Source organism: Angelakisella massiliensis, assembly GCF_900104675.1.
Lineage (GTDB): Bacteria > Bacillota > Clostridia > Oscillospirales > Ruminococcaceae > Angelakisella > Angelakisella massiliensis.
On sequence record NZ_LT629945.1, the window covers coordinates 1,559,835 to 1,586,173 of the forward strand.

20 protein-coding genes and 1 riboswitch are annotated in these 26,339 nt (G+C 52.0%); of the genes, 10 read left to right on the forward strand and 10 right to left on the reverse strand.

The genetic code is table 11. The features are described from left to right. Positions 1-64 precede the first annotated feature (64 nt). Complete coding sequence (locus BQ5383_RS12770; protein ID WP_071432534.1) at positions 65-1,189, forward strand: DUF6076 domain-containing protein; 1,125 nt, start codon at positions 65-67, stop codon at positions 1,187-1,189. Further along, positions 1,186-2,151, forward strand: a complete 966-nt coding sequence (locus BQ5383_RS12775; protein WP_071432536.1) for a sigma-70 family RNA polymerase sigma factor — start codon at positions 1,186-1,188, stop codon at positions 2,149-2,151. Before BQ5383_RS12770 ends, BQ5383_RS12775 begins: the two co-directional genes overlap by 4 nt. 45 nt (positions 2,152-2,196) lie before the next feature. On the opposite strand, the gene BQ5383_RS12780 is transcribed toward BQ5383_RS12775, so the two are convergent. Together BQ5383_RS12780 and BQ5383_RS12785 are read right to left on the reverse strand one after the other, a co-directional pair. Further along, positions 2,197-2,658, reverse strand: coding sequence for a DUF6550 family protein (locus BQ5383_RS12780; protein ID WP_071432538.1), 462 nt, complete (start codon positions 2,656-2,658; stop codon positions 2,197-2,199). Then, positions 2,655-2,972, reverse strand: coding sequence for a DUF6809 family protein (locus tag BQ5383_RS12785; RefSeq protein ID WP_071432540.1), 318 nt, complete (start codon positions 2,970-2,972; stop codon positions 2,655-2,657). Before BQ5383_RS12785 ends, BQ5383_RS12780 begins: the two co-directional genes overlap by 4 nt. A gap of 208 nt (positions 2,973-3,180) precedes the next feature. On the opposite strand from BQ5383_RS12785, the gene BQ5383_RS12790 reads away from it, so the two are divergent. Next, entirely contained in the window at positions 3,181-4,041 is an 861-nt protein-coding gene (locus BQ5383_RS12790; RefSeq protein ID WP_420835666.1) for a DNA adenine methylase, read from the forward strand. Between the two features lie 14 nt (positions 4,042-4,055). Here BQ5383_RS12790 and BQ5383_RS12795 read toward each other — a convergent pair whose 3' ends face one another. The 3 genes from BQ5383_RS12795 to BQ5383_RS12805 all read right to left on the reverse strand — a co-directional run bounded on the left by BQ5383_RS12795 (position 4,056) and on the right by BQ5383_RS12805 (position 8,556). Further along, the gene (locus tag BQ5383_RS12795; protein WP_071432542.1) at positions 4,056-5,468 is read right to left on the reverse strand and encodes an LlaJI family restriction endonuclease; all 1,413 of its coding nucleotides are present in this window, start codon (positions 5,466-5,468) and stop codon (positions 4,056-4,058) included. Positions 5,469-5,483: 15 nt separating this feature from the next. Continuing rightward, complete coding sequence (locus BQ5383_RS20425) at positions 5,484-7,262, reverse strand: AAA family ATPase (RefSeq protein ID WP_139193425.1); 1,779 nt, start codon at positions 7,260-7,262, stop codon at positions 5,484-5,486. Positions 7,263-7,869: 607 nt separating this feature from the next. Further along, positions 7,870-8,556, reverse strand: a complete 687-nt coding sequence (locus BQ5383_RS12805; RefSeq protein ID WP_071432546.1) for a winged helix-turn-helix transcriptional regulator — start codon at positions 8,554-8,556, stop codon at positions 7,870-7,872. A gap of 550 nt (positions 8,557-9,106) precedes the next feature. Here BQ5383_RS12805 and BQ5383_RS12810 point away from each other — a divergent pair. The 5 genes from BQ5383_RS12810 (at position 9,107) to BQ5383_RS12835 (ending at position 17,197) form a co-directional block, all read left to right on the forward strand. Then, entirely contained in the window at positions 9,107-10,192 is a 1,086-nt protein-coding gene (locus tag BQ5383_RS12810) for a hypothetical protein (protein ID WP_071432548.1), read from the forward strand. 496 nt (positions 10,193-10,688) lie between these two features. Continuing rightward, positions 10,689-12,113 (forward strand): M23 family metallopeptidase, encoded by a 1,425-nt coding sequence (locus tag BQ5383_RS12815; protein ID WP_071432550.1) that lies wholly within the window; start codon positions 10,689-10,691, stop codon positions 12,111-12,113. A gap of 327 nt (positions 12,114-12,440) precedes the next feature. After that, positions 12,441-12,523: riboswitch (ZMP/ZTP riboswitch) on the forward strand. An 80-nt stretch (positions 12,524-12,603) separates the two neighbouring features. Continuing rightward, positions 12,604-14,835: a formate C-acetyltransferase gene (gene pflB, locus BQ5383_RS12825; protein ID WP_071432554.1), complete on the forward strand. Its 2,232-nt coding sequence runs from the start codon at positions 12,604-12,606 to the stop codon at positions 14,833-14,835. A 3-nt stretch (positions 14,836-14,838) separates the two neighbouring features. After that, positions 14,839-15,555, forward strand: coding sequence for a pyruvate formate-lyase-activating protein (gene pflA, locus BQ5383_RS12830; protein ID WP_071432556.1), 717 nt, complete (start codon positions 14,839-14,841; stop codon positions 15,553-15,555). Between the two features lie 409 nt (positions 15,556-15,964). Continuing rightward, positions 15,965-17,197 (forward strand): glycerate kinase type-2 family protein, encoded by a 1,233-nt coding sequence (locus BQ5383_RS12835; RefSeq protein WP_071432558.1) that lies wholly within the window; start codon positions 15,965-15,967, stop codon positions 17,195-17,197. A gap of 361 nt (positions 17,198-17,558) precedes the next feature. Here the strand turns inward: BQ5383_RS12835 and BQ5383_RS12840 are convergent, their stop codons facing one another. From BQ5383_RS12840 to BQ5383_RS12865, 5 genes are all read right to left on the reverse strand, one after another. Next, positions 17,559-17,840, reverse strand: coding sequence for an ArsR/SmtB family transcription factor (locus BQ5383_RS12840; protein WP_071432560.1), 282 nt, complete (start codon positions 17,838-17,840; stop codon positions 17,559-17,561). Positions 17,841-17,843: 3 nt separating this feature from the next. After that, on the reverse strand, positions 17,844-18,422 hold the full coding sequence (locus BQ5383_RS12845) for a 4Fe-4S binding protein (protein WP_071432562.1): 579 nt from the start codon (positions 18,420-18,422) through the stop codon (positions 17,844-17,846). Further along, complete coding sequence (locus tag BQ5383_RS12850) at positions 18,419-18,625, reverse strand: 4Fe-4S binding protein (RefSeq protein WP_071432564.1); 207 nt, start codon at positions 18,623-18,625, stop codon at positions 18,419-18,421. Before BQ5383_RS12850 ends, BQ5383_RS12845 begins: the two co-directional genes overlap by 4 nt. Positions 18,626-19,292: 667 nt before the next feature. After that, complete coding sequence (locus BQ5383_RS12860; RefSeq protein ID WP_071432568.1) at positions 19,293-20,594, reverse strand: sensor histidine kinase; 1,302 nt, start codon at positions 20,592-20,594, stop codon at positions 19,293-19,295. After that, positions 20,587-21,267 (reverse strand): response regulator transcription factor, encoded by a 681-nt coding sequence (locus BQ5383_RS12865; RefSeq protein ID WP_071432570.1) that lies wholly within the window; start codon positions 21,265-21,267, stop codon positions 20,587-20,589. Before BQ5383_RS12865 ends, BQ5383_RS12860 begins: the two co-directional genes overlap by 8 nt. Positions 21,268-21,553: 286 nt before the next feature. Between BQ5383_RS12865 and BQ5383_RS12870 the strand changes: the two genes are divergently transcribed. Together BQ5383_RS12870 and BQ5383_RS12875 are read left to right on the forward strand one after the other, a co-directional pair. Further along, positions 21,554-23,764 (forward strand): ABC transporter substrate-binding protein, encoded by a 2,211-nt coding sequence (locus tag BQ5383_RS12870; RefSeq protein WP_071432572.1) that lies wholly within the window; start codon positions 21,554-21,556, stop codon positions 23,762-23,764. Positions 23,765-24,040: 276 nt separating this feature from the next. Beyond that, the gene (locus BQ5383_RS12875; RefSeq protein WP_071432574.1) at positions 24,041-26,335 is read left to right on the forward strand and encodes an ABC transporter substrate-binding protein; all 2,295 of its coding nucleotides are present in this window, start codon (positions 24,041-24,043) and stop codon (positions 26,333-26,335) included. Positions 26,336-26,339: the final 4 nt, after the last annotated feature.

Sequence of the window (26,339 nt, forward strand, 5' to 3'; positions counted from 1 at the left end):
TTTGATAAAATGAGAATATCACAAGACAGGCAGAAAACAGATATAGGACAGAGGGGGTGGCCCTATGCCACTGGGGATCCAACAGAACAACAATTTCCTGCATCTGACAATGGATGTCTGGCAGGATCAGATCTTTTTTAACGAGACCGTCTACCCGGCCGGCCACTTTGTCGCCGAACTGTTGAATGTTCCCGAGGAGACCATACGGGAACTGGTCACCCACGGCGGCGCCATCAGCCATCAGGTGGAGGCCCTGGCCTTGGCCGGGCGAGGTGAATTGATCAACCTGCTGGACGGGACCCGCGTCTCTCTGGAGAAGCTGCTGGATGCCCTGTGGCAATGTCCACCGTACAGCCTGATGGACAAAGCACAGGAGCAGCACACATTGGAGGTGATGTTTTCCCCGGCATCCCACAACGATCTGCTGAAGCCGGCTTCGCCCGTCCGGGAATTTTTCTTCCGCTATCTGGTGGCCGCCTTCAGCATTCCCCTGGGCATCCAGCACTTTGCCATGGCGGCACGATATTTTGAGGAGGGCTATCTGCGACGGCTGAAGAAACGGACAGAGACCTTCTTTGCCATGGCCGCCCACGACTGCTTCAACAGCGAATGGTTCTGGGATACGATGCGTGATTTGCCGGTGCCGGATGTTGAGCCATTCACCATCACACCGGATTTGAGATCCTCCTATGTCTTTGCCCGACACCCGAAACAGGAAAAGGAAACCGTATTTGTGAACCGGTGTTTCTTTGACCATACCATCAGCTTCTACATCTTTGACCTGATGAACGGATTGCAGCACGGCCATGCCCCCAGTCGGTGCTGTGGCTGCGGGACATACTTTCTCACCACCAACGGCCACATGCCGAAATACTGCGATGGCATTGCGCCTCAGGATCCACGCATGACCTGCCGGCAGTACGGCGCCATGATGCGGCAGAAGGAACAAAACAAACAGCACCCGGTCTACCGCCTGTTCACCACCCGCACCAACACCATCCGCAAGCATCACCAGAGAGGAAAGATCTCCGACGAGCTACGCAATGAAGCACTGTATGTAGCGGAGAGCCTGCGGGATAAGGCGCTCATGGATAACGACTATGCTGCCAACGGCTATGCAAAGGACATGGAGCAGGAAGCGATCTATGCTCAGGCGAGAGCGCGCATTGCCCGGGAGAACCGGCCATGAGCATGTACCACTGTGACACTCCCTGCCCCAGCAACGAGCAACTGGCCCAGCGCATACAGGACGGCGATCCGCAGGCCGCACCGCTCCTGCTTTCCCAGAATGAGGGATACCTGACCATGCTGGCCACAAGCTACTGCGAGCAGTTTTCTCAGGACTTTCTGGTGGACGACCTCAAGCAGGAGGGGGCGCTGGCACTGCTGGATGCGGCGACGCGGTTTGATTTCTCCTATGGAACAAAGCTGCTGACCTATGCGACCCCCGCCATTGAGACGGCCATGCGGGACTGCGCCGCCCAGGGTTCTTTCTCTCTGTCGCTCCCGATGGACCGTTACCGCCAGCTGCACCAGGTGGCTTTCCTCTATGCCACACACGAGCAGGACGCCGAAGCAGATATTCTGACCGCCATTCAAGAGAAGTTGGTAGTCTCCGCCAAAGTAGCCAAGCGTCTGCTGAAGGAATACCGCACCGTGTTTCAAGTCGAGTGTTTGGGCGAGCGTGTCTTTGACCTGGGGTATGGAGGTGACCCCGCCAGGGCCTATGACCGCTTCATGCGCCGGACACTGATCCTCCAGCGTATGGAGGAAGTGCTGAGCCCCAGAGAGCTGAATTTGGTGCGCTGTTATCTGGGAATCGGCCAGCCCAACGATCAGGGTATGACCTTTCAAGAACTGGCCATCCGGCTCAACTACAACGGCCCCAGTGGCGCGGAGAAAACGTATAAGGCTGCCATCCGGAAACTGAGAAAACAGTTGAAAGGCGGCGCTTACGGTCAGTGGCTCTCCATCCAGAAAGCCCTTCGTAGAGCCAGAGCCGAGGCAGAGGCTGATTCCGGTTACTATGTGCCGCCGCAGACCACCTGGCTGGACGAAAAGGAACTGGCGGAGCGGTTTCTCTGTGAAGTTGTTTCGCTGATCCACGTCCATGAGATCTTCAGCGACGCTTTGGAGCAGGAAACAGAATAAGCAGTGCGGCACCAGGCTTTGTCCTGATACCGTACTGCTTTTCATTTATCCCATGATCCCGATTTTATTGCCGTTCTCGTACATGTCCTCGGCGTATTCCACATGGTTGGGGCCTTGGCTTTCTATCCAGCCGAAGCCTGGCACATAGACCATGTTGTCCGGTTCGCTGTCAGGTTCCGGGGCAGGCTCCGGTTCTTGCTGTGGTGCGGCATCCTGTTCAGGTGGGACTGGTACTTCACTCGCCGGGGGCGCTTGAGCAGGCGATGGCCCCGGGTCAATGTCTGCTTCCTCCACCAGTTCCGGCAGTGTTGCTTCCGCCTTTTCTTCCTCTGGGGATATGACTCCTTCTGTTTCCGGTATCTCCGAAACTTCGGGCTGTGTGGCGCTTACAACGGCTGGCATGGGCAGTGTGGGTGTTTCCCTGGCTGGTTGCTTCTGTGGCCACACAGCGGCACACAGAGCCGGGCAGGCAGCGAATGCTGCGGCAGTGATAATACGTTTCTTCATGTTACTTCCTTTCCGGAAACGGAAAGAGCGCCCAATCTCTTCGCCGTACAGCGAGAGACTGAGCGCTCTTTTTCGAATTGATTCAGCTCCACGGAGAGCTGCCACGCCAGTTCAAATCCAGAGATAAAGCTGTCGATGGAGCGTTCCTCTGACATCAGACTCTGGGCATCCATAATTCGCAGTACCAGCCGCCGTTCCGGCTTCTCCAGCGCTTTGATCAGTGCCTGGTGGCATTCTTCCACTTCCTGCTTCTGCTCCGAAAATTCTGGCGGGGTATAAAAGCAGTCGTAGAGGTCTTTCAGTAGTTTGTTCATGCGTTGCACCTCCTGGTAGCAACACACAATACCAAAATCTCGAGGCGAAAGCTACCTAAATATTTTGAAATAGACGCATTCGTAGAATTCTTGAGAAGAGATTGCGCCCGATCCCCCGCTTATGATATAATAACGCTCACGCCTATAAAACAGTTGCAGAAATTTTGTCTATGAGTTATAGTTAACAAAGATACAAAAAGGCAAGGAGGTGACGATTTTGAAGCCGATTATAAAATATCGTGGAGGAAAGCAAAAGGAAATCCCTGATTTTATAAATCGGATTCCACAGGATTATCACCGCTATTTTGAGCCGTTCTTGGGTGGAGGCGCAGTCTATTTTCATCTGGAGCCAGAGCAAGCGGTCGTTGGAGATGTAAATCCCAAACTGATTACATTTTATCAGCAGTTAAGAGACAACTACCCGCTAATGATGCAACAGCTGGATCAGCTTCAGCAGCAGTATGAAGCAAATCAACATGAGTACGAAGAATTAAAAAGGCAATACCCAAATGAGCGGTGCGAAAACCGCAACGAGGCATTATATTATCATTTGCGTGAGCAATATAATCATCCTACAGGCGAGTATCTTGATGGAGTGTTATATTATTTCATCAATAAAACGGCGTATTCTGGTATGATTCGATATAACAGCCACGGAGAGTATAACGTCCCCTTTGGTCGATACAGGCATCTGAATACAAAAGTTATTACAGAAGAACACCATGATTTATTGCAGCGGTCATTGGTTTTATGTTCTGATTATCGGACACTTTTCGAAATGGCGACAGAGAATGATTTTATGTTTTTAGACCCACCGTATGATTGTGTTTTTAATGATTACGGAAACATTGACATGATGAATGGGTTTGACGAAAATGAACATCGAAGATTAGCTGCAGATTTTCGAAATCTAAGTTGTCCAGCGCTAATGATTATTGGAAAAACCCGATTGACCGAAGAATTATATGCACCCTATATTCGGGGGGAGTACCAAAAGAGATATGCTGTGAACATCCGAAATCGCTTTCAGTCAAATGCGATTCATATTATCGTACAGAATTATGATTAACAGCAGAGATGGGGCTACGGCCCCACCTCTGCTTTGCTATTAAAGGGTTTTATAAAATCATCGAAAACGTTACTGTCAGGAATGTGAGCGTCATGCAAACAGGCATTCAAAAGCTGTGTGGGGTCAACTTGATAAATCAAAACACGGTCACCAGGAGAGGCGCTTACCATAGTTTTTGACAATGAAGTTTTCTTTGCAATTTCATCATGCCAATCCGTGTTTGGTACTGCATACCCTACACAACAATACATGCTGCTTGAAGAACAATAAGGAATCAAAAATGCGTTGCCAAATAGCGCAGTAGGGTATTGATTTTTGAGAGAATAGTAGTATTGAATTTGTTTTGCAATATCTGAATTCGGAGGTGCAGCATAGATGCGAGAATTCATATCATCAAATACTGGACAATAGTATTTAGCATCGAAAATCGCCAAGTATGGGTCAGAAGTAGTGCTTGTTCCAGCATTAAGAATATCAGGAATTGCTTCTCCACTGCCAATATAGGCATCGCTGGATCTATCCAAATAATACTTCGGTGGACCGGAGCGGGTATGCTCGATATTCCCGAAATACTTCTTGGTTGCGGCTTCCCAAAAATCTTCAAATGAAGTGATCCCTAAACGAGTTTGGTTATACGGCCCTTCCTTGCACCAGCTTCTTAATCCCCGGAGGAGCCGTAATTCCCGATCAGAAAAAGTCTGATTGATTTTATTGCTAATGGCAGGAACATAACGTGAAAGGTCTGCATTATCCAAGCGTGGTGCAGCAGGGAGTGTAAGTCTCTTAAAAAGTCCAAGCGGCTTGAGGAGGCGAGCACACTGATTCACAATATAGGCATGGAGCGGCGTAATGATATCAGAAATCTTTCTAACACTTTTTACTGTGATTGGTTGTAGATATACAGGAGTACGGTCAAAAATCGGCGCTGTGCGATGAAGCGTCTGTGTCCAATTACGTTGTCCGATACCATCAGTGCGAATCTGCCGCTTACGCTCGGTATATAAACCATTTTCTGCATAGTCTCTCAAAAGAAATACGGCAAGGTCGTATGGGTTTGAGATATGTGCTGTGCGCCGGGGATTAAACGGGTGAAACTGATTCTCAAACCGAACGCTGGACTGTGAAAATATCTTTGCGGCAACCTTGCAAATCAAATTGACATGTTCCAGTATTTGAGGTGCAGATGGTGTCGACAGATATTTGGGAAAACCAATTACTACGGTTTCTGCAACACAAGAGTAATAAATCCCGACAAAGGAAAACGAGGTTCCATTGAAGAAGCCCTGCTTTGCCAGATCCGCTTTTAATTGCTCTTGAACAGCATCGGGCAACGCATTCCAAACAGATTTGGATTCTGGCGGAACATCACCAGGAAAATCCTCCCATCTGGTCAGTTCCTTTACGAAAATAATTGCAGTGCTGGACATAGGCATACCTCGACATTAAACGGATGGGGTTATATAACTTTTTTCCGGGAGTACAGTCAACGATTTGATATCCACGGAGGTTCCATTGTAAGCAAGGTTTTTCAATGCCTGTCGGATCTGCGAAAGCGTATGAATATTTTCCGCAAAGAAACTGGAAGGGGTATTGCGGAAAACATCTTGTAAGAGGTATGCAAATAGTTTGTCCACTAACGGATTTTGCATGGTAGACAGCTCATGTGTTCCAGTTCCATTTCGCATTTCTACAGATGCATTTGTGTACTTCTCAATATCGTTCATCTCAGTTTCACTGAAGAACCAGTAGCCAATGCAACGATCTTCCGCAAAGCCCTCATTGAGAATCTCCGTGTTAATGGAGTCTCTAAAAGTATTCCAATCGAAAGTAGTGGCAACATAGGAATTTACGGAACTATCAAATACAGGCAAACAGATATGAGGGCGGCGTGCATTAGACGGATCAACTTCTACGACATCTCGATAAATGCAGGACCAGCGTCGCTTGAATGCCGAATCCAATGGAAATACACCTTGATCTGCGCTGTTCAACGTAGTCCAGATATACAGGTTGTCCGGGAGTTTTATCTTGCTAAATGCATCCTCGGGCAAGTCTATCGTATCGTCTGTAAGTTTGTGGGAAACTGCGGAGTGGAGATAGTGCGCAAACTCTGATTTTGCGGTGATTTCATAAATACTGGTACCCTTTTCGCGATCCAGAAGCTGAAAAATGTCCCCGAATACGCTGGCTGCATTAGCACGATTTAATTCTTCGATAATTAGAATATATTTCATAGGGGACTTATTTAGCTTTGCGGCATAGCAGTCGGCCAAGAGTTCAGCTAAAGGCCCCGGGGAAAATCGATATGTGATGTGTTCTCCAGACACTGTACCGGAGACAGGGGTTCCAGCATACTCTAAGGCTACGGTTTCGGTGCAGTCTTCCTGGGGAACGGGCATATATTCTCCGACAAACTGTCCATAGGAATAGTCTTCATAGAATGTGACACGCCGATATATGGCCTGACCTGCTTTCGCAAGATCCGTGGCAGCCTTATTCAGAAAGTGGCTCTTGCCCGTGCCAGGAGCGCCGTGAACCAGCAAATTGTGGGGCAAATCTAAGGGAGAGGGATCAGAAACATAAAGTGCTGAAGGCTTGAATACTATGCGATGTCCGCCTGATAGGTCTGTCATATATGGCCTGGAATCAAAATATTGGAGATAGTTTTCCAATTGACTTACAGCAAACGAGCCAGATGCATCGCAAATGCGGACAAAGCAGCTTTGAGTCAAGCTGGGACAATTATGTTCTGCGGGCGAGACGCGAAAAAAAGACCTGGTTTCGGGAGCAGACATATTATCATACATGCTGCGAATATCTACCCGCCCCGGTGTGGTTCGATTAATTTTACTTTCTATGGAAACAAGATATTCTGAAGGGTCTGTCCCAGTGGGTAACTTAAGATTAGCTGGCGGTGTAGCGCAGTAAGCAAAGAAAAAGTAGCGTAAGTTGTTCTGTTTTGCATAACGATATGCAAACTGTATATTATCTGTGAAAACTCGAATTTGAGGCTTGTTTCGGTCACTTCCTGTCAGTGAAGTTTGGCGTAAAACAACAACCAATTGCTCTCCTGAAGGAGTAGTCCAGAGGAAGAACTTCCCAGAAGGGATAGATCCCAAAACAGGATCATTGATGGGAGAATTCTCAGTGAAGGTCCAGCCGCCTGATAGGGTGGCTTTAATGCTTTGGTATAAACTATCGATAGTAGAGAACAGAGCCATATACACACCAACTTTCGTTAGAGTTATTGCTGTAATTTTATCAAATAATAAATATTCTTGCAACTAATGGGAAAATGTTTTTTGACGATAGACCTCTTGCATTAGAAATCATATGATTTTCTAAATAAGCACGGAGAAGAAAATGTAAATCTGATATAGATTATCACACCTAAAGCAATTTAATGAAGTGGCAATCTTTAGACATCTTCCTTTCTGGCTCGCTCTGTGTGCCAGAAAGGTTTGATATATAATTACGATGGTTGATAATGTTTTGAGATAAAATTGAAAAATCCACAAGCCATCATTCGACAGCTCGTGGATTTTTCTTTGTTCCGTACCGGTAGTGCCCCTGGGGGTTCAGTTCGTTTCCCTATGAGATGGAGCACTCCAGCAGCGGGGCTTTGCTTATGTGTTTCGGCTCCCAAAACTCACTCCCATGGTTGGGAGGATCAAACAAACTTTCGCTTCAGGCATCAGGAAGGGAAAAATAATATTGGAAAAGGAAATGCTTGAAAAGATGTATACTGAAGAGAAAATCACCTGTTTACAGACAGAAATGAAAGGACCGGAGCCAAACAATGCGTTTGATTCCGGTCCATAGTTTATTTTAAATGTTTTCCGAAAATTCTGCTGCTCCGCCTTCCTCTTTCCACTGAAAGCGGTATCCGATCCCTCTCATGGTTGTAATGCACTTGCCATAGCCCCGCAGCTTTGCCCGCAAACGTTTTACATGAGTGTCCACTGTGCGGATGTTTCCATCATAGCTGCAGCCCCATACCGATTCCAACAGCTGAGCCCTGGTAAGAACCAAACCCTGATACCTTGCCAGATACACCAGCAGATCAAATTCTTTTCGGGTCAGCTCCACCTGTTTTCCGTTGATTAAAACGATGCGCTGCTTGCAGCGGATTTCCAATCCCCCAAAGATCATATCCGGCATATTCCGTAAAACGGATGCGCCGGTGTGTTCTCTGGGGCAGCTGGCTTCCAGAAGCAGGGGCTTTACATTATACAGCAGTCCTGCCGCCAGCTCTTCCTGATCGGGACTTTGTTGTCCCTGCACCAGACTGAGCAAAGAAAGCGGGCTGGTCAGGCGCAGCAGCTGCGTCCGCTTTTCTTCCAGGGAAGCCGCATCGGTCAGCATGACTGATAAAGCGACCAACACAATGTGCTGATCCCCTGGCTGTCTCGGGGAATCATCGTCCAAAAACTGGAATCCCTCCCGGCGCAGGCAGTTGCTTAACAGCTTGCGGACCTGTTCTTCTTCTTGCAGAAGCATCCGTTCTTTTTCCATGTTGCACTTCCTTCCATTGATGGGAATATCACCGGGGATATATTGCTGCTTCATCCTCGATGATTCAGACAGGAAAAAGGGTTTCAGGTATACCTTTACTCTTTTTCGCAAAATTTCACTTTAATTATACTGGAAACCCATGAAGATTTCTGGGATTCAATGAAAGTTTTCCATGTCTGAAAAATGAACATTTATCCTTGATGTGTCCTGGGGTAAAAAAGAAAGCCTTTTTCACAGCATTGCCATACTTTTAAGGAAATAAGCAATTTTTCAGCAGAGAAGTGTGTTGAAAATGTGTTTGAAAGATTACAACTGTGTAATCTTTTTCACATAATTTTCTGCTTTTCTGGAAATGATCATATGGATCTTTGTGCAAAATTGGTTTTATAGGAAGCTTTTTTTACAAGTTAAAATGAAAATTAACGACTGCTCCACTTTTTTGACCGGAAAAATTCATGAAAAAGATTACACGATTGTAATATAATAAGCGTGTCGAAAGGATATGAGATCCTGACGACAAGCGACAAAAAATCGTTAGGAGGAATTGTGCATGAAACCGATCAAAAAGGCCCTGTCCATGGTCTTGGCGGTGGCTATGATGTCTACCATGGCTTTCGCTACCACCTACGAATGGGGCGATCCCACCGTAGGCACCTCTGACGTCAATGGTGTCTACACCACCATGACTGTCAAACCCGGCGATACCGTTAAAGTACCCGCCAGCTATTTCTACAACAGCAAGGGAGACAACCTGAATATCAAGGAGTACGACCTGGACGATGCTACCTTTACCATCGCTACCAAGAAGTTCTCCAAGGGTGCTGATCTGGTAGAGAAGATCTATCTGGATGATGACTGCGTCAAGATCAAACTGAAGCAGAACTACACCCAGGAAGTCAAGGATGGCAAGGTCAATGTGACCATCTCTGAGCTGACCCTCAAGTCCAAGAAGACCGTGAAGGATTCCAGCGATACGACCATTCTGCGCAAGAACGACAGCTACAGCTTCAGAGCGGGTACTGGCGTTTCCAGCCTGAAGCTGAGCGTTGGTTATCCCAAGGAAGTCCGGGGCGTTGACACCCAGCTGGCCGTGGATCTGAGCGGCAGCAACGGTATGTTCGTAGAGTGGGATAAGGAGAACAACACCACTTACGGTACCGCAGAGGTTACCTTTGGCGACATCGCTTACGCGGAAGGCCGTGTCTATGACGGCGATGAGATCTACTACGGCTACGACGAGGATGCCGATACCGATATCCTCAAGGCTTATCCTGATGCCGAACTGACCTTCGCCAACATCCACACCAATGGCTTCCCCTCTACCATGAACTTCGAGCTGTATGCAGAAGAGGATGCTCATGTTTATGAGGTCAAGAATGGCAAGCTGGTCAAGTCTTCCCTGAAGTGGGATAAGGATGCCTATGCCTTCACCGGCAAGATCCGTTCCGCTACCAGCTATGTGATTTCTGATGTGAAGCTGGATGTTTCCGCTTCCGATAACACCGAGGACAACACCAGCGGCAATGACAACACCGCCAACAACCCTGATACCGGCGCTAACGACGTGGTGGGTGTAGCCACCGCTCTGGCTGTGGTATCCCTGATCTCTGCCGGCGCTGTGGCAATGAAGAAATAATTGCTCCGCCCGGAGAAAAGAAAAATCTGTTCTGACCGTATGTCAGGACAACAGTGGCAACCATGCCCCCGCATCATTGTAAGATGATGCGGGGGGATTTTTTGTCAATGGAAACCACCGGCTCTGCCGGTGAAGGCATCCCATAAAAAGCTTTAGCTTCAAGCATCGAGCGAAGTGAGCTGCAAGGAGCAAATTTTCGTCCATGGAAAAACTTCCGAGGAACGTCGATTGCCCGTTTACGGGCTGCGGGGCAAGTGATGCAAGCGAAGTAACATTCAGTGCGTCTTAAGACGCAGGCCGGTAATATGCCCTTCTAGGGCTGATGCAAACCACCAGTTGAACTGGTGGTTTTGATTGGTTGTCTTTTGTTTTTGCAGAAAAACGCAAGGTTTCAAGACCCTACTTTCTCCACTTGTTTTCGTCACATATGGATGTTACACTATTATTTAAAGCTGCTTTTCTTCGGGGAAAACGGCAGAAAGGAAAGGTGATCCATATGGAGCTTCGTATGGCCGCGGCATTGTGTGGGATGCTGCTTTTGACATTGGCGGTGGGGTGCGGCAGCCAGCAGGAACAAAATCCTCCTTCTATTTTGGAGGAGCATCAGGTGATTTCTCAGGCGGAGTTTTCGCCTCCGTCCTTGAAGGCCAAGCTTGCGGGACTGGAAAATCCCGTAGAGATTCCGGCCATATCCTGGGGGGAAGAGGGAAGTTTGGAAGACTTGTCTCAGACCACCGCAACCTGTATGAATCCCATGCCCTCGGAACAGGGACTGCCCCAGCTGACACTGGAGCCTGCTGCCGATACAACGGAAGTAGAGGCTTTTGAGGGGGAAGAATCTTTGTGGCAGGGGACGCTGGAAGAGCTGCAGCAGGGAGAATGGCAGCCTCAGGAGGGCAGCACCGTTAAACTGGTGATCAAGGCAGTGTGGGAACAGGACGATGGAAGCCGCATCCAGGCGGAATATCTGCTGCCGGTGACCATTTCCGCTTCGGAAAGTGCGCCTGAAGAGAGTGCTTCTGAGGAAAGTTCAGCGGAAGAAAGTACATCGGCAGAGAGTGTTTCCCAGCAGGAAGCTCCCCAGACTGAGCCGGAGGCGGCTGAAAATGCCGTTTCTGATTCAGAGGAAGAACCATCAGATTTGATTTCTTTGAGCAGCGATACCGTTCAGGCGGGACGTTTGACGGTGATCCGTTTTGAGGATGTGCCGGAAGAATTCCCCACCATTGAGACGGATTTGGGATTTACCCCCACATTTTTTGAGGACGATGGAGGATTGACCGCTTATCTGCCGGTGAACAACGGCACCCAGCCGGGGGAGTATCATGTGACTGTCCGGTGGAACGGGGGAGAGGAGCAGCTGCCCCTGACGGTTACAGACGGCGAATTTGACGTGGAAGTGATCACTATGGATCAGGAGGTGGCAGATTCCACCGTCAACAGCAGCACCGCCAACACCGAGTTTGAGACGGTCACCCGCCCGCTGAAAAACCAGTCGGATGATGAGCAGTATTGGTCCGGTCCCTTTGTGATGCCGGTGGAGATGAATCCTGTGCGTACCTCCAGCTCCTTTGGATATACCCGGCTGATCAACGGTGTGGCGGACCGGCACAATGGCGTGGATTTTCCTGTTGCCAAGGGCACGCCGGTCACCGCGCCCAATAATGGCCGTGTGCTGTATGCCGGTTATCTCCAGCTGACAGGCAATACCGTCTGCATTGAGCACGGTTTCGGCCTGAAAAGCTGGTACTATCACATGGACAGTCTCAGCTGTGCCACAGGGGATTTTCTGGAGACAGGAGATCCCGTGGGAGCCGTAGGTTCCACAGGATATTCTACCGGCCCTCACCTTCATTTTGCCCTGTCCATCAACAATGTTTACATCGATCCTTTCCAGCTGATGGAAGAGGACCTGTCCTGAGAAACTGTGATCAAAACGCTGGAAACACCTTCCAAAGCAGGAGCTTGGGAACCGCGGTTTTTGACTGGGGAGAAAGGCTGAGCCGCTTCAATTGGTGCGGATTTTCAGTGGAGAACTCACAGATATCCCCTTGTTTCAGAATTTTCTGCTTTGCAAATTTTCCACAGGTGATTCCTCCTATGAAGGGAAAGCCTTTCCCGGCTTTTCATCCTTTCAAGGAGTAAATAAAGGTGCAATTGGATGAAAACCCCGGGAAAAAGGGGCTAAAGTGGAATCTTATAGGACAGTTTGACCATTGACGGATAAGGGAAGATACCGTTATACTAAAGTTGTTTCCACAACTGACGGACAAAGTGGGATAACCACAGGGGAGTGGAAATGGATATTTGCCGACCGTCTGGGCAGCGTCGCTTTGGTGATGCTGCCCTTTTTGTTTTATCGGGCAGCCCGGTGACGGGAAAAACCGTGAAACTTTTGGAGGTGCATCTCTATGGCAAATCCCTGGAACGGCTTCCGCCCTGGCCGGTGGCAGCAGACCATTGATGTCCGTGATTTCATTCAGCGCAACTACACCCCTTATACCGGGGACGAATCCTTTCTCGCTCCGGCTACAGAGCGGACCCAGGCGCTGATGAAGAAGCTGAATAATCTGTTTTCTCTGGAGCGGGAGTTTGGCGGTGTGCTGGATATCGATACCACCACCGTCACTTCGCTGCTCAACTATAAGCCCGGCTACCTGGACAAGGACCGGGAGATCATTGTGGGCCTTCAGACCGACCGTCCCCTGAAGCGGGGGGTCAATCCCTTCGGCGGCATCCGGATGGCCCGTTCCGCCTGCAAGGCCTATGGCTATGAGCTGTCCCCCCAGGTGGAGGAGGAATTCCGGTACCGCACCACCCATAACGACGGTGTGTTCCGGGTGTATAATGATGAAACCAAGGCGGCGCGCCACTGCGGCCTCATCACCGGTCTGCCGGATGCCTATGGCCGGGGACGGATCATTGGCGACTATCGCCGGGTGGCTTTGTACGGTATTGACCGCCTGGTGGAGGAGAAAAAGGCGGATAAGCAACAGATCGGCCAGCAGGATATGACCGAGGAGAATATCCGCCTGCTGGAGGAATTGTACCGGCAGATCGACTTTTTGGGTAAACTCAAAGAGATGGCTGCAATGTATGGCTTTGATATCGGCGCCCCCGCTGAGAATGCCAGGGAAGCGGTGCAGTGGCTGTATTTCGGTTATCTGGGAGCCATCAAGGAGCAGAACGGCGCGGCGATGAGCCTGGGACGTGTGAGCACCTTCCTGGATATTTATTTCCAGCGGGATCTGGAAAATGGCCTGCTGGATGAGACTGGGGTCCAGGAGATCCTGGATGATTTTGTGATGAAGCTGCGGATGGCCCGCCATCTGCGTACCCAGGAATACAATGAACTGTTCGGCGGCGATCCCATGTGGATTACCGAAGCGGTAGGCGGTATGGGAGAGGATGGCCGTCCTTTGGTCACCCGCAGTTCCTATCGGATTCTTCACACACTGTACAATCTGGGACCTGCGCCGGAGCCCAATCTGACCGTCCTCTGGTCCAATGAACTGCCGGAGGCTTTCCAGCGGTATTGCGCCAAAGTTTCCTGTGAGACCGACGCCATCCAGTATGAAAACGACGATCTGATGCGCCCCATCTATGGGGATGATTACGCCATCGCCTGCTGTGTTTCCGCCATGCGGGTGGGCAAGGAGATGCAGTTCTTCGGCGCCCGGGCCAATTTGGCCAAACTGCTGCTGATGAGCCTCAACGGCGGCAAGGATGAGATGAAAAACCAGCAGGTGGGGCCGGTCACCGAGCCTTGGCAGGGAGATTACCTGGAATATGAGGAAGTCACCCGGCGGCTGGATTTTTACCGGGCATGGCTGGCGCGGATGTATGTGAACACCATGAACGTCATCCACTATATGCACGACAAATACGCCTATGAGAAAACTCAGATGGCCCTCCATGATACCTATGTTCATCGGTATATGGCCTTTGGCGCGGCGGGAATGAGCGTACTGGCGGATTCCCTTTCGGCCATCAAATACGCCCGGGTCAAATGTGTCCGCAATCCTGAGACAGGCCTTATCACCGGCTTTGAGGTGGAAGGGGAGTACCCGGCCTTTGGCAACGACGACGACCGGGTGGACGCGATTGCCGCCGAGCAGATGAAGCTGTTCTCTCAGGAACTGAAAAAGCACAAGCTTTATCGGGATGCCGAGGCTACCCTGTCGGTGCTGACCATCACCTCCAATGTGGTCTATGGCAAAAAGACCGGCGCCACCCCGGACGGACGGAAGGCTGGTGAGCCCTTTGCTCCCGGCGCCAACCCCATGCATGGCCGGGAAAAGAACGGCGCTGTGGCCGCCCTTAATTCAGTGGCCAAGATTTCCTATGACTGGTGCAAAGATGGAGTATCCAACACTTTCTCCATTATTCCGGAAGCTCTGGGACGTACCCCGGAGGAGCGGTATGATAATCTGGTAAGCCTGCTGAGCGGCTATTTCGGTCAGATGGCTCACCACCTCAACGTCAATGTCCTCAACCGCCAGACGCTCTTGGAGGCTTATGAGGACCCCAGCAAATATCCCAACCTCACCATCCGTGTCTCTGGTTATGCAGTCAACTTCCATAAGCTCACCCGGGAGCAGCAGCGGGAAGTTATTTCCCGCACCTTCCATGAGGCGGTGTAAGAGATGGCGGTGACAGGACGGATTCACTCTTTTCAGTCCATGGGGGCGGTGGATGGCCCTGGGCTGCGCTATGTGGTCTTTTTTCAGGGCTGCCCTCTCCGGTGCGCCTTTTGCCACAATCCAGACACCTGGGAAATGACAGGAGGAGCGGAGTACACGGTGGAACAGGTGCTGGAGCGGGTGCTCCGGTGCCGTGGGTACTTGAAAAAAGGGGGCGTCACAGCCACGGGCGGGGAGCCTTTGGCTCAGGGGGAGTTTGTAGAGGAGCTGTTCCGGCAGCTGCGCCGGGAGGGAATCCACACCGCTCTGGATACCTCAGGGGCAGTCCCGCTGGACCGGGCGGAAAGGGTTCTGGAGCAGACGGACCTGGTGCTGGCGGACCTGAAATTTACCACCGAGGAGGAGTACCGCCGCTATACTGGCGGCAGCCTCAGCCATACCTTGGAATTTCTGGAGCTGTGCAGGAAAAAAGGCATCCCCCTCTGGATTCGCCATGTGGTCATCCCTGGCCTTACTGATACAGAGGAGAATATCCAAAAACTGGGGAAGTTACTGGAGCCTTATCCCAATGTGGAGCGGGTGGAGCTGCTGCCTTTCCGCACCCTCTGTCTGGAAAAATACCGGACATTGGGGATTCCATTTCCTCTGGAGGGCACCCCTGAAATGGACCTGAACCGAACCCGGGAACTGGAAAAGCTGTTGTCCTCAGCAAGAAAATAGAAAAAATCAGCAGGGCCTGGACCGGTGACAGACTGGTTCAGGCCCTGTTGTGGAAAAGGGAGAATTTTTATTTGAAATATTAGGTAAAACGTTGCTTGTTTCCGCAGCCTTTATCCGATTAAAATAAATTTCAATGGAATAAAAACGATAAAGAATAGAAAATAGCACAAAAAATGGAAGATCCACCTTCCACTGGGTGAGAAAGAAACTTGAGATAGCCAAGGCCGCAGGACGAAGGCGGAATGGAATCGGTCAAGGAGAAAAATGCAGACAGGAGCGTTTTTTTTTACTTTGTCTGTGCCCTTGCCCCTTTGCTTATAAGGAATCAGAACATCTTATAAATTGTACGACTTGGATGGAAGGGTTTTAAAGGGACCCTGCCTGACCTGAAAACGAAGGAGGAGCACTGATGGAACTGAGAAAGGATGCGGAAGAGATCATTCAGGGGGCGATTGGAGCGGCGCTGCCGGATGCGGCGGTACGCCGTGCCATGGAGCAGTGCCCTCTGGGAGAGGGAAAAGTGGTGCTGGTATCGGTAGGCAAGGCCGCCTGGCAGATGGCCAAAGCTGCTGCTGATTTACTGGGAGAGCGGATCAGTGCCGGTGTGGTGGTAACCAAGTATGGTCATAGTATGGGGCCTGTGAGTAACTTTGAGATCATAGAGGCGGGCCATCCGGTGCCGGATGAAAATAGTTTTCGGGGCGCTGAGGCAGCAATCCGCCTGGTGAGTGGTCTTACCCCAGAGGATCTGGTGCTTTTTTTGGTTTCCGGCGGCGGCTCTGCCCTATTTGAAAAGCCACTGGTCTCCCCAGAGGAGCTGACAGATATCACCCAGCAGTTGCTGGCTTGTGGTGCGGATATTGTGGAAATCAACACCATCCGCAAACGGATTTCCGCTGTCAAGGGAGGAAAATTTGGTCAGCTGTGCGCTCCTGCACGGGTGTTCAGCATCATTTTGTCCGATATCCTGGGGGATCCTTTGGATATGATCGCCTCCGGTCCAGCCTATCCCGACAGCTCCACGGCTGCGGATGCTGTGGCCATCGCAGAAAAATACCACCTGCGCCTTTCTCCGGAAGCCCGGCGGCTGTTGGAGGTGGAGACCCCCAAAAAGCTGGACCATGTGACCAGCTGCGTCACAGGCAGTGTGCGGCAGCTGTGTGCCTCCGCAAAGGAAACCTGCGAAAAGCTGGGATATGAGCCCATCATCCTCACCGACTGCCTCTCCTGTGAGGCCCGGGAAGCAGGAGCGTTTTTGGGCGCCATTGCCCGAACCTATGGGGACAGCAGCCGCTCTATGGCATTTATTGCCGGAGGAGAAACAGTGGTCCATCTGACCGGCAAGGGAAAAGGGGGCCGTAATCAGGAGTTGGCGCTGGCAGCGGCGGAGCTGCTGGATGGCGTTGCGGGAGCGGCAGTTTTTTCTGTGGGTTCCGATGGTACCGATGGCCCCACCGATGCCGCGGGTGGATATGTGGACAGCTTTACCAAGGCGGCGCTGAAAGAAAAGGGAATCTCCATCTATGAAACTTTGGCGGAGAATGATGCCTATCATGCCCTCCAGGCGGTGAATGGTCTGATTATGACCGGTCCCACCGGTACCAATGTCAACGATCTTTCGGTGCTGCTGCTGAAAAGATGACCTGGCGGCTGTTTTTCAGCGTCTGGTTTTGATGCAGCAAATCATACCAACGACAAAAGCCCCTCCCGGGAGACAACATCTGTTTTCCGGGAGGGGTTTGTTGTATATTTGAGCAGAACGTAAAATACCAGCGCTGCTGGGAAGAGCAAAAAAGCTTTGGATTCGGCAGTCCGGTGGTAAACATCAAACTTGCCGCCTCAGAAAAATTCATCAGAATACAAACACTTGCTTATAGGCCGTGGGACAAGGGTGCAGAAGATAAAATGTCCCACGCCTTTTGAAAAGTAAAATTCTGTCTCAGCCGGGGCTGAGGATGGGAGATGTTTTCGGCGCAGCAGGAGCGGATATTCTTTTTAAAAAGTTAGCTGCAAAAATGCTCCCGTAAGTAATCAAGCAGTCCCTTGACCCTGGGATCAGAAATGGAGTAGAGAACATGGAGCCCTTGTTTTTCCTTTTCCAGCAGCCCTGAAAGCCGCAGCAGATTCAGATGCTGGGATAGGGCGGACAGGGTGATGGACGGCAGATATTCCGATAGTTCCCCCACTGTCATAGGCCCCTTCGACAGGGCACAGAGGATCAGCAGGCGGTTTTCGTTGGAAAGCAGTCCCATCAGCTTTGCCACCTGCTTTGCCTGTTCCTCCATGGGTCATTCCTCCTTTGCCTTCACCTTGCAGATCAGCTGGGTCATGGTGCCCATGGGGCAGAAAACGCACCAGGCACGGGGTTTGAAAAGAACCATCACCACAATACCGATGAGGGTGGAGGTGAGCATGATGCTGTAGAAGCCGAAGGCGAATTGAGCTGCCCAAGGGGTCACTTCCACAGGATAGGCCCAATGCCAGGGGACGTTGAAGGTCCACAGCAGCCGTACCGACATTCCCAGTTGGCGGGCTCCGGTAAAGACCAGCCAGGTGGTATAGAGCATCTGGAAGAACATCACCATGAAGAAAGCGAGAAAGCCGTAACGAAAGGCTTTGGAGCGCATCCAGCCGGGAATATCCCGCTTCCGGGACAGTCCCAGACGCCCTCCCAACAGGGCCAGGAACTGTCCCCGGTCGCAGTAGTGGTTGCAGTAAAGTTTATCCTTGCCGCCGATGGCCAGAATCAGGGGAAGGCAGAAGAAAATCAGACCCAGCCAGGCAAAGAGAATATTGAAAAACCCCAGTCCCAGGTAGATGATGGTGACGATCCAGAGCCGATCATACCAGTGGAGTTGCTTTTTCACTGCGCTGCCTCCTCTCTTGCCACCAGAGTAATGACGCTGGCGGGACATTCGGCGGCGCATTTGCCGCAGCCTACACACCGCTTGGAATCCACTTTGGCAATAATCCCTTTCCAGATGGTGATGGCGTCCAGGGGACAGACCTTGACACAGCTGCCGCAGGCTACGCACAGCGGGCCGGGGAGGGCAAAACGTTTCGATGCCATAGACGTTCTCCTTAATTTAAGTATTTTAGAAATTACTAAAATAATAATGGATACCCCCTGCTTTGTCAAGGGGGATCAGAGAGGAAAAAATAATTTTCCTGCTGGGAGTAAAAAAGAAGATGCGGCGGACGATTTTCATGGGACCGGCGATGGAATCCTGCTGTGTCAAAATAGCTGGGTCCGTATCTGTAAAAATGTCCAACAGCAGTATGGATTTAGGAGAAAAAGACATAGCCTCCAAAAGCTGTGAGGGGAGAGAAGACTTCGCCTGTTCTGTTCCCCTTCCCGTTCCTGTACTCAGATTTTCCAGGGAAAATGCCCCCGAGATAATGGCCGATGTGGTGCTTTGTTTGATTAGGGATTGCTGGACAGTGGAAATGATGGTCTTTTTCTGCAATCAACGCCAGCTGCTGTGTTAAAACACTTGGAATTTATCAAAGATTTCTGCGCTTTTTGCTGTATATCTGTCTGTTGTCTTCGGGAGATGTGTCGGTTTCTTTGCTGATCAAAACGTTTTGAATCAAGGTTATTATGGTACTATCTTTCTAAGATGAAGTTATGCAATTGGAGTGAAAACAGCACCCCTTTTCTGTTATCAGAAAAGGGGTGCTGATATGATCAGCCTGCCGCCCTCAGAAAGCAGCCAGAAAAAAGCTTTCTTTACTCATCAGTACCGCTGACGAACCGGCAGGGAAAGAATGAAGGTGGCGCCGCCTCCCGGGGTCTCCTCCACACGGATGCTGCCGCGGTGGAGGCTTATGATTTCCCGGGCAATGCTCAGCCCCAGACCGTAATGGTCCTTTTTGCTCCGGGCGGGATCTGTCCGGTAGAAGCGCTCAAAGATTCTTTTGCGCTGCGCAGGCGGGATACCAGGACCATTGTCTGCCACCATCAGCTCCACCCGTCCCCGGTTTTGCCGGGCTTCCAGCAGAATATGACAGTCCTCGCCCCCATAAGAAAGAGCGTTGTCCACCAGGATGGTCAGCACCTGACTGATCCGCTGTCCATCCCATTGGCATTTGGGCAAAGGATCTTCCGGCAGCCGTATATCCAGCCGGGCTCCTTTGGCGGCAGCCACCGTCTCAAAGCTTTCTGCTGTTTCCAGTAACAAAGTTTCCGGCTCCACCTCCTGGAAATGAACGCTCCAGCTGCTGTTATCGGCGCTGGCCAGCAGCAGCAGGTCCCCCACCAGCCGGGACATCCGGGAACATTCCTGACTGATGGTCTGGCGGAAGCGGACCGCTTTATCCGGGGGAGCAGTCTCCATGGCGGAAACACTGCTTTGAATGACTGCCAAGGGAGAACGCAGCTCATGGCCTGCGGCGGAAACAAATTCCACCTGTTTGCGGCGGCTTTCTTCCACCGGCTCGATGGCCCGGCGGGTGAAAAACCAGGAGAAAATTCCCAGCAGGCATACAGCCACTGCCAGCAGTCCGGCGAACATCCACCGCAGATTGTTTATCTGCATCAGCTCCCCGGTCATGGGCTTTACGACGAGGAGCCCTGCCCAGCCCCGTTCCAGCGGCACCACCGCCGCAGCTCCATAACAGGGGATGCCGGAGGGGCTGGTAAAGGAGAAGGTGACGCGCTCACTTTGAAAATGGGTCTGAGGCGGCTGGGAGAGGTCAAAATAATAGTCCTCCAGGGCGGTTTGCCGGGCGGCTTCCAGCAATTCCTGTCGGTGAGGACGGTCCCAGGAGCCGGAAAAAAGGAGAGACTGGCCGCTGTCCTCCACCAGGATCATCAGCTGTCCGCTGGTTTCAGTCTGAGCAAGCCAGGTGTGATCCAGCACCTTTTGACTGATGATATGGTACAGAATCGCGTTTACATCACCGGCAAAAGCGGCGCTGCCCCGCTGGTTCAAAGCCTGTTCCGACAGGGAGAGAGAGGCCAGGGCCATACCCGCCAGAATAACGCTGGTGACTGCGGTACAGTAGAAGGTCAGTTTTCGCCGCAGCCGCTTAAACATGGGGAACCTCCAGCTGATAGCCTACTCCCCGGACGGTACGGATCTCCAGGGCGCTGCCCACCGACCGCAGCCGCCGACGGAGAAAATGGATATAGTTGTCCAGATTTCCTTCCTCCACTTCCGCCTCCGGCCCCCATACCCGGGACAGCAGCAGCCCCCGGGGCAGGATTTGGCCGGGATTTTTCAGCAGCATTTCCATCAGCTCGCTTTCCCTTCGGGAGAGGGTACAGCTTTGGCCCTCTTTTTCCAAAGTTTTTTGCTCCCGGTCAAAAACCACGTCCCCCAAACGGATGATTTGGCTGCTTTCCCACTGGCGGGGGCGGCGGGACATGGCTCGGATGCGGGCCATCAGTTCTTCAGCGGCAAAGGGCTTGACCAGATAATCGTCCGCTCCCGCATCCAGGCCCTCCACCCGCTGGGAAATTTCCCCCAAAGCTGTTACCAGCACCACCGGGGTAACGATCCCCTCCTGCCGCAGGCTCCGCAGCACCGAAAGCCCATCCAGACCCGGCAGCATCCGGTCCAGCAGAATCAGGTCATAGGCCTGCTGGCGCGCCCAATGGAGGCCGTCCTCCCCATCATGGCAGACGTCCACCGTCACCCCTTTTTGCTCCAGCTGAAAGCTCACCGCTTCACAAAGCCCCGGATCATCCTCCACCATCAGGATTCGCATGGTCCTTTTCCTCCTTCTTTCCTTTTTCAACACTATAGTATAACATGAGAAGTCTGTAAATTTCCTCTAAAGGAAAGCAGTTCCTTCTTATTGGTCTTTATCCTGTTCTGTCAGGTTGCCTCGGTTTCCAGTCTGAATGGAAAATTTGAATGTGAGACACAAAATGAATACCAATGGCGGTCAAAAGAAATTTTTCTTTTTTAGAAAAAATAGAGAAAGGGGTTGTATCGTTATGTTATCAGGCTGGTTGGGTGCTCTCCCAGCTGCCAGAGAAAGGGGTATGGACATGAAATGGAGAAAAATCCGCCGTTCACTTGCGTTTGGGCTTGCCTTTCTGCTGGTTTTTTCCGGCTGCGGAAAAGTGGAGGAAACCGGGGAACAGCCGGCGATGGGACGATATATTGAGGAAAAGGACCGAATGCCGGAAAATCTGGATCTGGTGCTGGGAATGGATGTTTTGTCCGATGGCACCCAGGTTTTGGCGGCAATTGAACAGCAGCAGCTACGGCTGTTTGAGCGGGAAAAAGATGGTCAGTGGAGCTCCACCGTCACCCTGTCCCCGGAAGAATTTGGGGATTTGCAGCCGGAAAGCATCTGCTGGAATGACCAGGGAGAAGTTTTGGTGGTGGGAACGGTATATCCCATGGAGGACAGCGGAGAGACTTTTTCCGATGATGTTTCTTTGAAGCAGCCGGAGCTCAGAGGAATCTGGCTGGATTCATCGGGGCAGAAAACGGCACAATCCTTTGAGACTTCGGAAAGCCTCATCAGCGGCACATTCCGGCAGCTGGCAACAGGTCCCAAGGGGAATATCCTGGGAAGCGATTATACAGAGGTTTATCATTTTGACGGCACCGGCGCATTGAAAAACCGGTGGAGTATGGAGCGGCAGGTGGAAGGCATTGCCGTTTGGGGAGATAAAGCCGCTGTAGCGCTGTCCAATGAGATTCGGCTCTATGATCTGAACACAGGGGAACAGGGAGAAGTTTTTCCCCTGCCGGAGGTACGCTCTTCTGAAGAGGAGTTTTTTATTTCCGGAGGGCTGTTCAAGGTGCTGCTGTCGGTTGGAGAGGACGGCGCGCTGTATGTTTGCAGCGCCCAGGGGATCTTCCGTATTGCCGGTGACGGTGCGCTCATTGAGCAGTTGGCCGATGGAAGCCTTACTTCATTGGGTGATCCGACGGCGCAGCTGGTGGATTTTATAGTGGATGGCGATGTCTTTCAGGTCATGCTCCTCAATTCCTCCAGCGAATATCAGCTGCTGCAATACCGCTATGATCCTCAGACCGCCACCGTTCCAGCCAAGGAGCTGCGAATCTATGGCCTTACTGAAAACAGAACCATTCGTTTGGCCATCAGCGAATATCAGCGGCAGAATCCCGACACCCAGGTGATTTATGAGACGGCAGGAGAGGATGTTTCCCTGTCCGATGCCATCCGCTCCCTCAATACCCGTCTGCTGGCTGGGGAGGGCCCCGACCTGCTGATGCTGGACGGCTTGCCGGTGGATTCCTATGTGGAAAAAGGGGTGCTGCTGGATCTGCGGGAGCTGGCAGAGAAGCGGACCGCCTCAGGGGAATGGCTGACTTCTGTTATAGAGGGAATGAAAGAGGAAAACGGGTCCCTTTATGCTCTGCCCGCCCGTTTTGGAGTGCCTATGGTGATAGGGGATGGGGATCTGCTGGAACAGGCGGAGGATCTGACTGCTTTGGAGCAGGCGGGAGAAGATTTGTCCAAGCGGTACCCCAATGCCATGGTACTGTATGACTGCGGCGGCAGACAGCTGACACAGCTGTTCTTCCCCTGGTATCTGGCCCAGGGTTCCGGGGAGATCTCCCGGGAGGTCCTCACCGCCCTGCTGACCGATATGGAAGGGTGGCGGCAGCTGCAAAAGAAGGAAAATCCCGATCTCACTCCTGAGCTGTTGTTTGGAGCTCTGGCATGGCGTTTTAATACCGATATTCTGGCGATTGGCGACGTAGTTTCTCCCGAGGATCTGGCCATGGCGTGGCAGGCCCTCGGGGAGAAAGAGGGAGGCGTTTTCCTGCCCCTTCCCGCAGGTGGAAAAAAGCTGTTTACTCCCATGGTTCAGCTGGGCGTCAACGCTTCCGGCAAAGCTACGGAGGAAGCGCTGAACTTTGTGGAAACAGTCCTTTCCCTGCCGGTGCAGCAGGAGGACTTCCGTGAGGGCTTGCCAGTCAACCAGGAGGCATGGCAGACAATGACCGAAAAACTCAGCGCCAGAGAGCAGCTGGGAGGCTACGGCTTTACCGACGAGGGAGGGGAGACGAAAGTGATGATCATTGCCGCTCCCCGTCTGGAGCAGTGGGAAAGCTTCTGGTCACAGCTGCAAACGCTGGATACCGCGGTACAAAAAGATCAGTTGGTGATGGAGCAGGTGACGGAGACGGCGGACCGCTTTTTCCAGGGAAGTGTTTCTCTGGAGGAAGGGGTAGAGGAACTGACGGCAAAGCTGAGTTTGATGGCTTCCGAATGACCGACTTCCAGAAAATTTAGAGGAAGCTTTTTTATGATGAAATTACCCTCCATGAACAAGGTGGGAAATGGTTTTCCAAAGACGGTCGTGTGCCGTCTCTGAAAAAATGTTGGAGCGCCAACCAGAAGGGCGAAACAAAGGTTGCCGGGAGCCTAGGGCGAGAGCAGGCTGATGCCTGTCAAAAGGGAGGACGCATACAGCTCCTTTTTTCTCCCTGTCCGGCAATTTGTTCCATCGTCCGCTGAGGGTATCAACACAGAAACAGGGGGAATTGGGATGAAAAGATTCTGGAAGCGGGCGGCTGCGCTGATGATTTCCGGGATGTTGCTGTTAAGTACCGCCTGTACAGGCACTGACGGGAGCAGCAGTTCTCAAACCGAAGGGCAAACTGCGGCCATGGGCCGGTATGTGGAAGAGGAGTATGGTTCCATTCCCGATGGGACGGAAACCATCGCGGGTCTCAAAAGCTTTTCCGACGGTTCCATGGAGATGCTTGTCAGCAAGACCGAAAATATGGTTCGGGGCCCCTGGTATCTGTACCGCTCCGAGGATGGAGGAGAAAGCTGGCAGCAGAAGGATCTGCCGTGGTTGTCCCAGTTGGATCAGGCCACGGTAATGGCAATGGACTGGACGCCGGACGGCGGCATCGCTGTGGCGTACAGTATTTATACCGATGAGCTGGTAGCCGCCATGGATGAGGCGGTCAGGAACCAGGACTTTGAAACCGCCCTTGCCCTCCAGCCGGAAACCAACTATACCTGGTTCAGCGGCGACGGCAGCAGCAGGGAGATGCCATTGGACATTCCCCTGAGCAGCGATGGCCAGCCCGCCACCCCCCGGGATATCGCCGTTACCGAAGGCGGGGACATCATCTTTAATGACTATTTGACCCTCTACCAGATGGATTCCCAGACAGGTAAGGTGAAAAACACCTATCAGCCCACGGTGCAGCCCAAAGCCTTTCTGACCATGGGGGACCAACTGGCAATGGTGGAGGAAAATCGCATCCATTTCTTTGATCTGAATACCGGCGAGCGGCTGGAAACGGTGGAAATTCCCTCCGGGGATGGTTCCGGCATTCTGGCGGCGGATGAGCAGGCTCTTTACTACTGTGATTCCACCGGCATTTACCGCCTGGTCAACGGCGGCGGTGTGCTGGAGCTGGTGGTGGACGGCTCCCTCACCTCCCTGAATATGCCCTCGATCAACTGTTTTGCCCTGATTCCCCAGGAGGGAGAAAACTTTCTGGGCTTTTTCAGCGGTGATGGTTATTCCACCCTCCGTTACCGGTATGATGAGACCATCCCCACCGTGCCTTCCACTCAGCTGCGGGTCTACAGCCTGGAGGACAACGACACCATTCGGGAGACGATGGCTTTGTTCCAGCGGCGGCATCCTGATGTGCAGGTTTCCTTTGAGGTGGGGCTGCCGGAAGACGGTTCCATCACCACTTCCGACGCCCTTCGGGGACTGAGCACCCAGCTGCTGGCAGGTCAGGGGCCGGATATTCTGGTGTTGGATGGAATGCCGGTGGATTCTTATATTGAAAAGCAGGTATTGCTGGAACTGAGCGACGGTCTTTCCCAGCAGATCTCCTCCGGCGAACTGCTGGAAAATATCGTTGCCGGCAGCCGGGAAGCAGACGGCAGCCTTTACGCCATTCCTGCCCGGTTCCAGGTGCCCCTGGCTCTGGCGGATTCCCAAACGGCGGAGAAGCTGACAAACCTGGAAGCCCTGGCGGAATATCAGGCCCAGGAAATCCGGAGCCTGCCGCAGATGGCCGACTTCCAGGGCAATCCCATGGAACCCCATCCCAATGCCCTGATTCGTACCTTTTATCCTGTTTGCGCTCCTTACTGGTTTGGACAGGACGGCTCAGTGAACCTGGAGCAAATTTCCCTGTTCCTGGAAAGCCTCAAAAAGATCACTGACGCCACAGGCCGCACCGATTGGGGAGAATATACTTCCATGTGGGGGGCTGGCGACTATGACCTGTCCTTCGCCGCGGTTTACTGGAATTTCGGCTATATCCCCATGGCTTACGGCATTTCCAATACTTTTGATGATATCGCTCCCTGCGAGGAGGCCATTTCTCAGAAGGGAGACGGCAAACTGTTCCTGCTGCCGGGACAGGGAGAGCCGGTGTTTATCCCCTCCACCCTCCTGGGGGTGAGCGCTGGCAGCGCCCATCAGGAACTGGCCCTGGAATTTGTGCAGCTGGCCCTTTCGGATCAGGTGCAGAGTCACAATTTCGGAGGCGGCTATGCAGTCAACGCCGCCGCGTTCCAACAAAGCGCTCAAAACCCCTATCCGCCCACCGACGACGGCATGACCTATGGAGCCGTTGCTGCTGATGGTTCCTACCAGTACTTCCAGGTGATCTGGCCGGATGAGGACTATATGGAGCAGGTAAAGGAAATGATCCGGGGTGTGGATACCGCCTCCCGGGTGGACCTGACCGCCCGGCAGATCGTTCTGGATGAATCCTGGGAGTATTTCCGGGGCAACCGCACTTTGGAGGATACCGTCACCGCCATTGGGGAAAAGCTGCGGCTGTACCTGACGGAATAAGGAG

What these genes read in the sequence shown, in the direction of transcription:
- BQ5383_RS12770 (WP_071432534.1), top strand. Translation starts at nt 65, where the DNA reads ATGCCACTGGGGATCCAACAGAACAACAATTTCCTGCATCTGACAATG.
- BQ5383_RS12775 (WP_071432536.1), top strand. Translation starts at nt 1,186, where the DNA reads ATGAGCATGTACCACTGTGACACTCCCTGCCCCAGCAACGAGCAACTG.
- BQ5383_RS12780 (WP_071432538.1), bottom strand. Translation starts at nt 2,658, where the DNA reads ATGAAGAAACGTATTATCACTGCCGCAGCATTCGCTGCCTGCCCGGCT.
- BQ5383_RS12785 (WP_071432540.1), bottom strand. Translation starts at nt 2,972, where the DNA reads ATGAACAAACTACTGAAAGACCTCTACGACTGCTTTTATACCCCGCCA.
- BQ5383_RS12795 (WP_071432542.1), bottom strand. Translation starts at nt 5,468, where the DNA reads ATGTCCAGCACTGCAATTATTTTCGTAAAGGAACTGACCAGATGGGAG.
- BQ5383_RS20425 (WP_139193425.1), bottom strand. Translation starts at nt 7,262, where the DNA reads ATGGCTCTGTTCTCTACTATCGATAGTTTATACCAAAGCATTAAAGCC.
- BQ5383_RS12805 (WP_071432546.1), bottom strand. Translation starts at nt 8,556, where the DNA reads ATGGAAAAAGAACGGATGCTTCTGCAAGAAGAAGAACAGGTCCGCAAG.
- BQ5383_RS12810 (WP_071432548.1), top strand. Translation starts at nt 9,107, where the DNA reads ATGAAACCGATCAAAAAGGCCCTGTCCATGGTCTTGGCGGTGGCTATG.
- BQ5383_RS12815 (WP_071432550.1), top strand. Translation starts at nt 10,689, where the DNA reads ATGGAGCTTCGTATGGCCGCGGCATTGTGTGGGATGCTGCTTTTGACA.
- pflB (WP_071432554.1), top strand. Translation starts at nt 12,604, where the DNA reads ATGGCAAATCCCTGGAACGGCTTCCGCCCTGGCCGGTGGCAGCAGACC.
- pflA (WP_071432556.1), top strand. Translation starts at nt 14,839, where the DNA reads ATGGCGGTGACAGGACGGATTCACTCTTTTCAGTCCATGGGGGCGGTG.
- BQ5383_RS12835 (WP_071432558.1), top strand. Translation starts at nt 15,965, where the DNA reads ATGGAACTGAGAAAGGATGCGGAAGAGATCATTCAGGGGGCGATTGGA.
- BQ5383_RS12840 (WP_071432560.1), bottom strand. Translation starts at nt 17,840, where the DNA reads ATGGAGGAACAGGCAAAGCAGGTGGCAAAGCTGATGGGACTGCTTTCC.
- BQ5383_RS12850 (WP_071432564.1), bottom strand. Translation starts at nt 18,625, where the DNA reads ATGGCATCGAAACGTTTTGCCCTCCCCGGCCCGCTGTGCGTAGCCTGC.
- BQ5383_RS12860 (WP_071432568.1), bottom strand. Translation starts at nt 20,594, where the DNA reads ATGTTTAAGCGGCTGCGGCGAAAACTGACCTTCTACTGTACCGCAGTC.
- BQ5383_RS12865 (WP_071432570.1), bottom strand. Translation starts at nt 21,267, where the DNA reads ATGCGAATCCTGATGGTGGAGGATGATCCGGGGCTTTGTGAAGCGGTG.
- BQ5383_RS12870 (WP_071432572.1), top strand. Translation starts at nt 21,554, where the DNA reads ATGAAATGGAGAAAAATCCGCCGTTCACTTGCGTTTGGGCTTGCCTTT.
- BQ5383_RS12875 (WP_071432574.1), top strand. Translation starts at nt 24,041, where the DNA reads ATGAAAAGATTCTGGAAGCGGGCGGCTGCGCTGATGATTTCCGGGATG.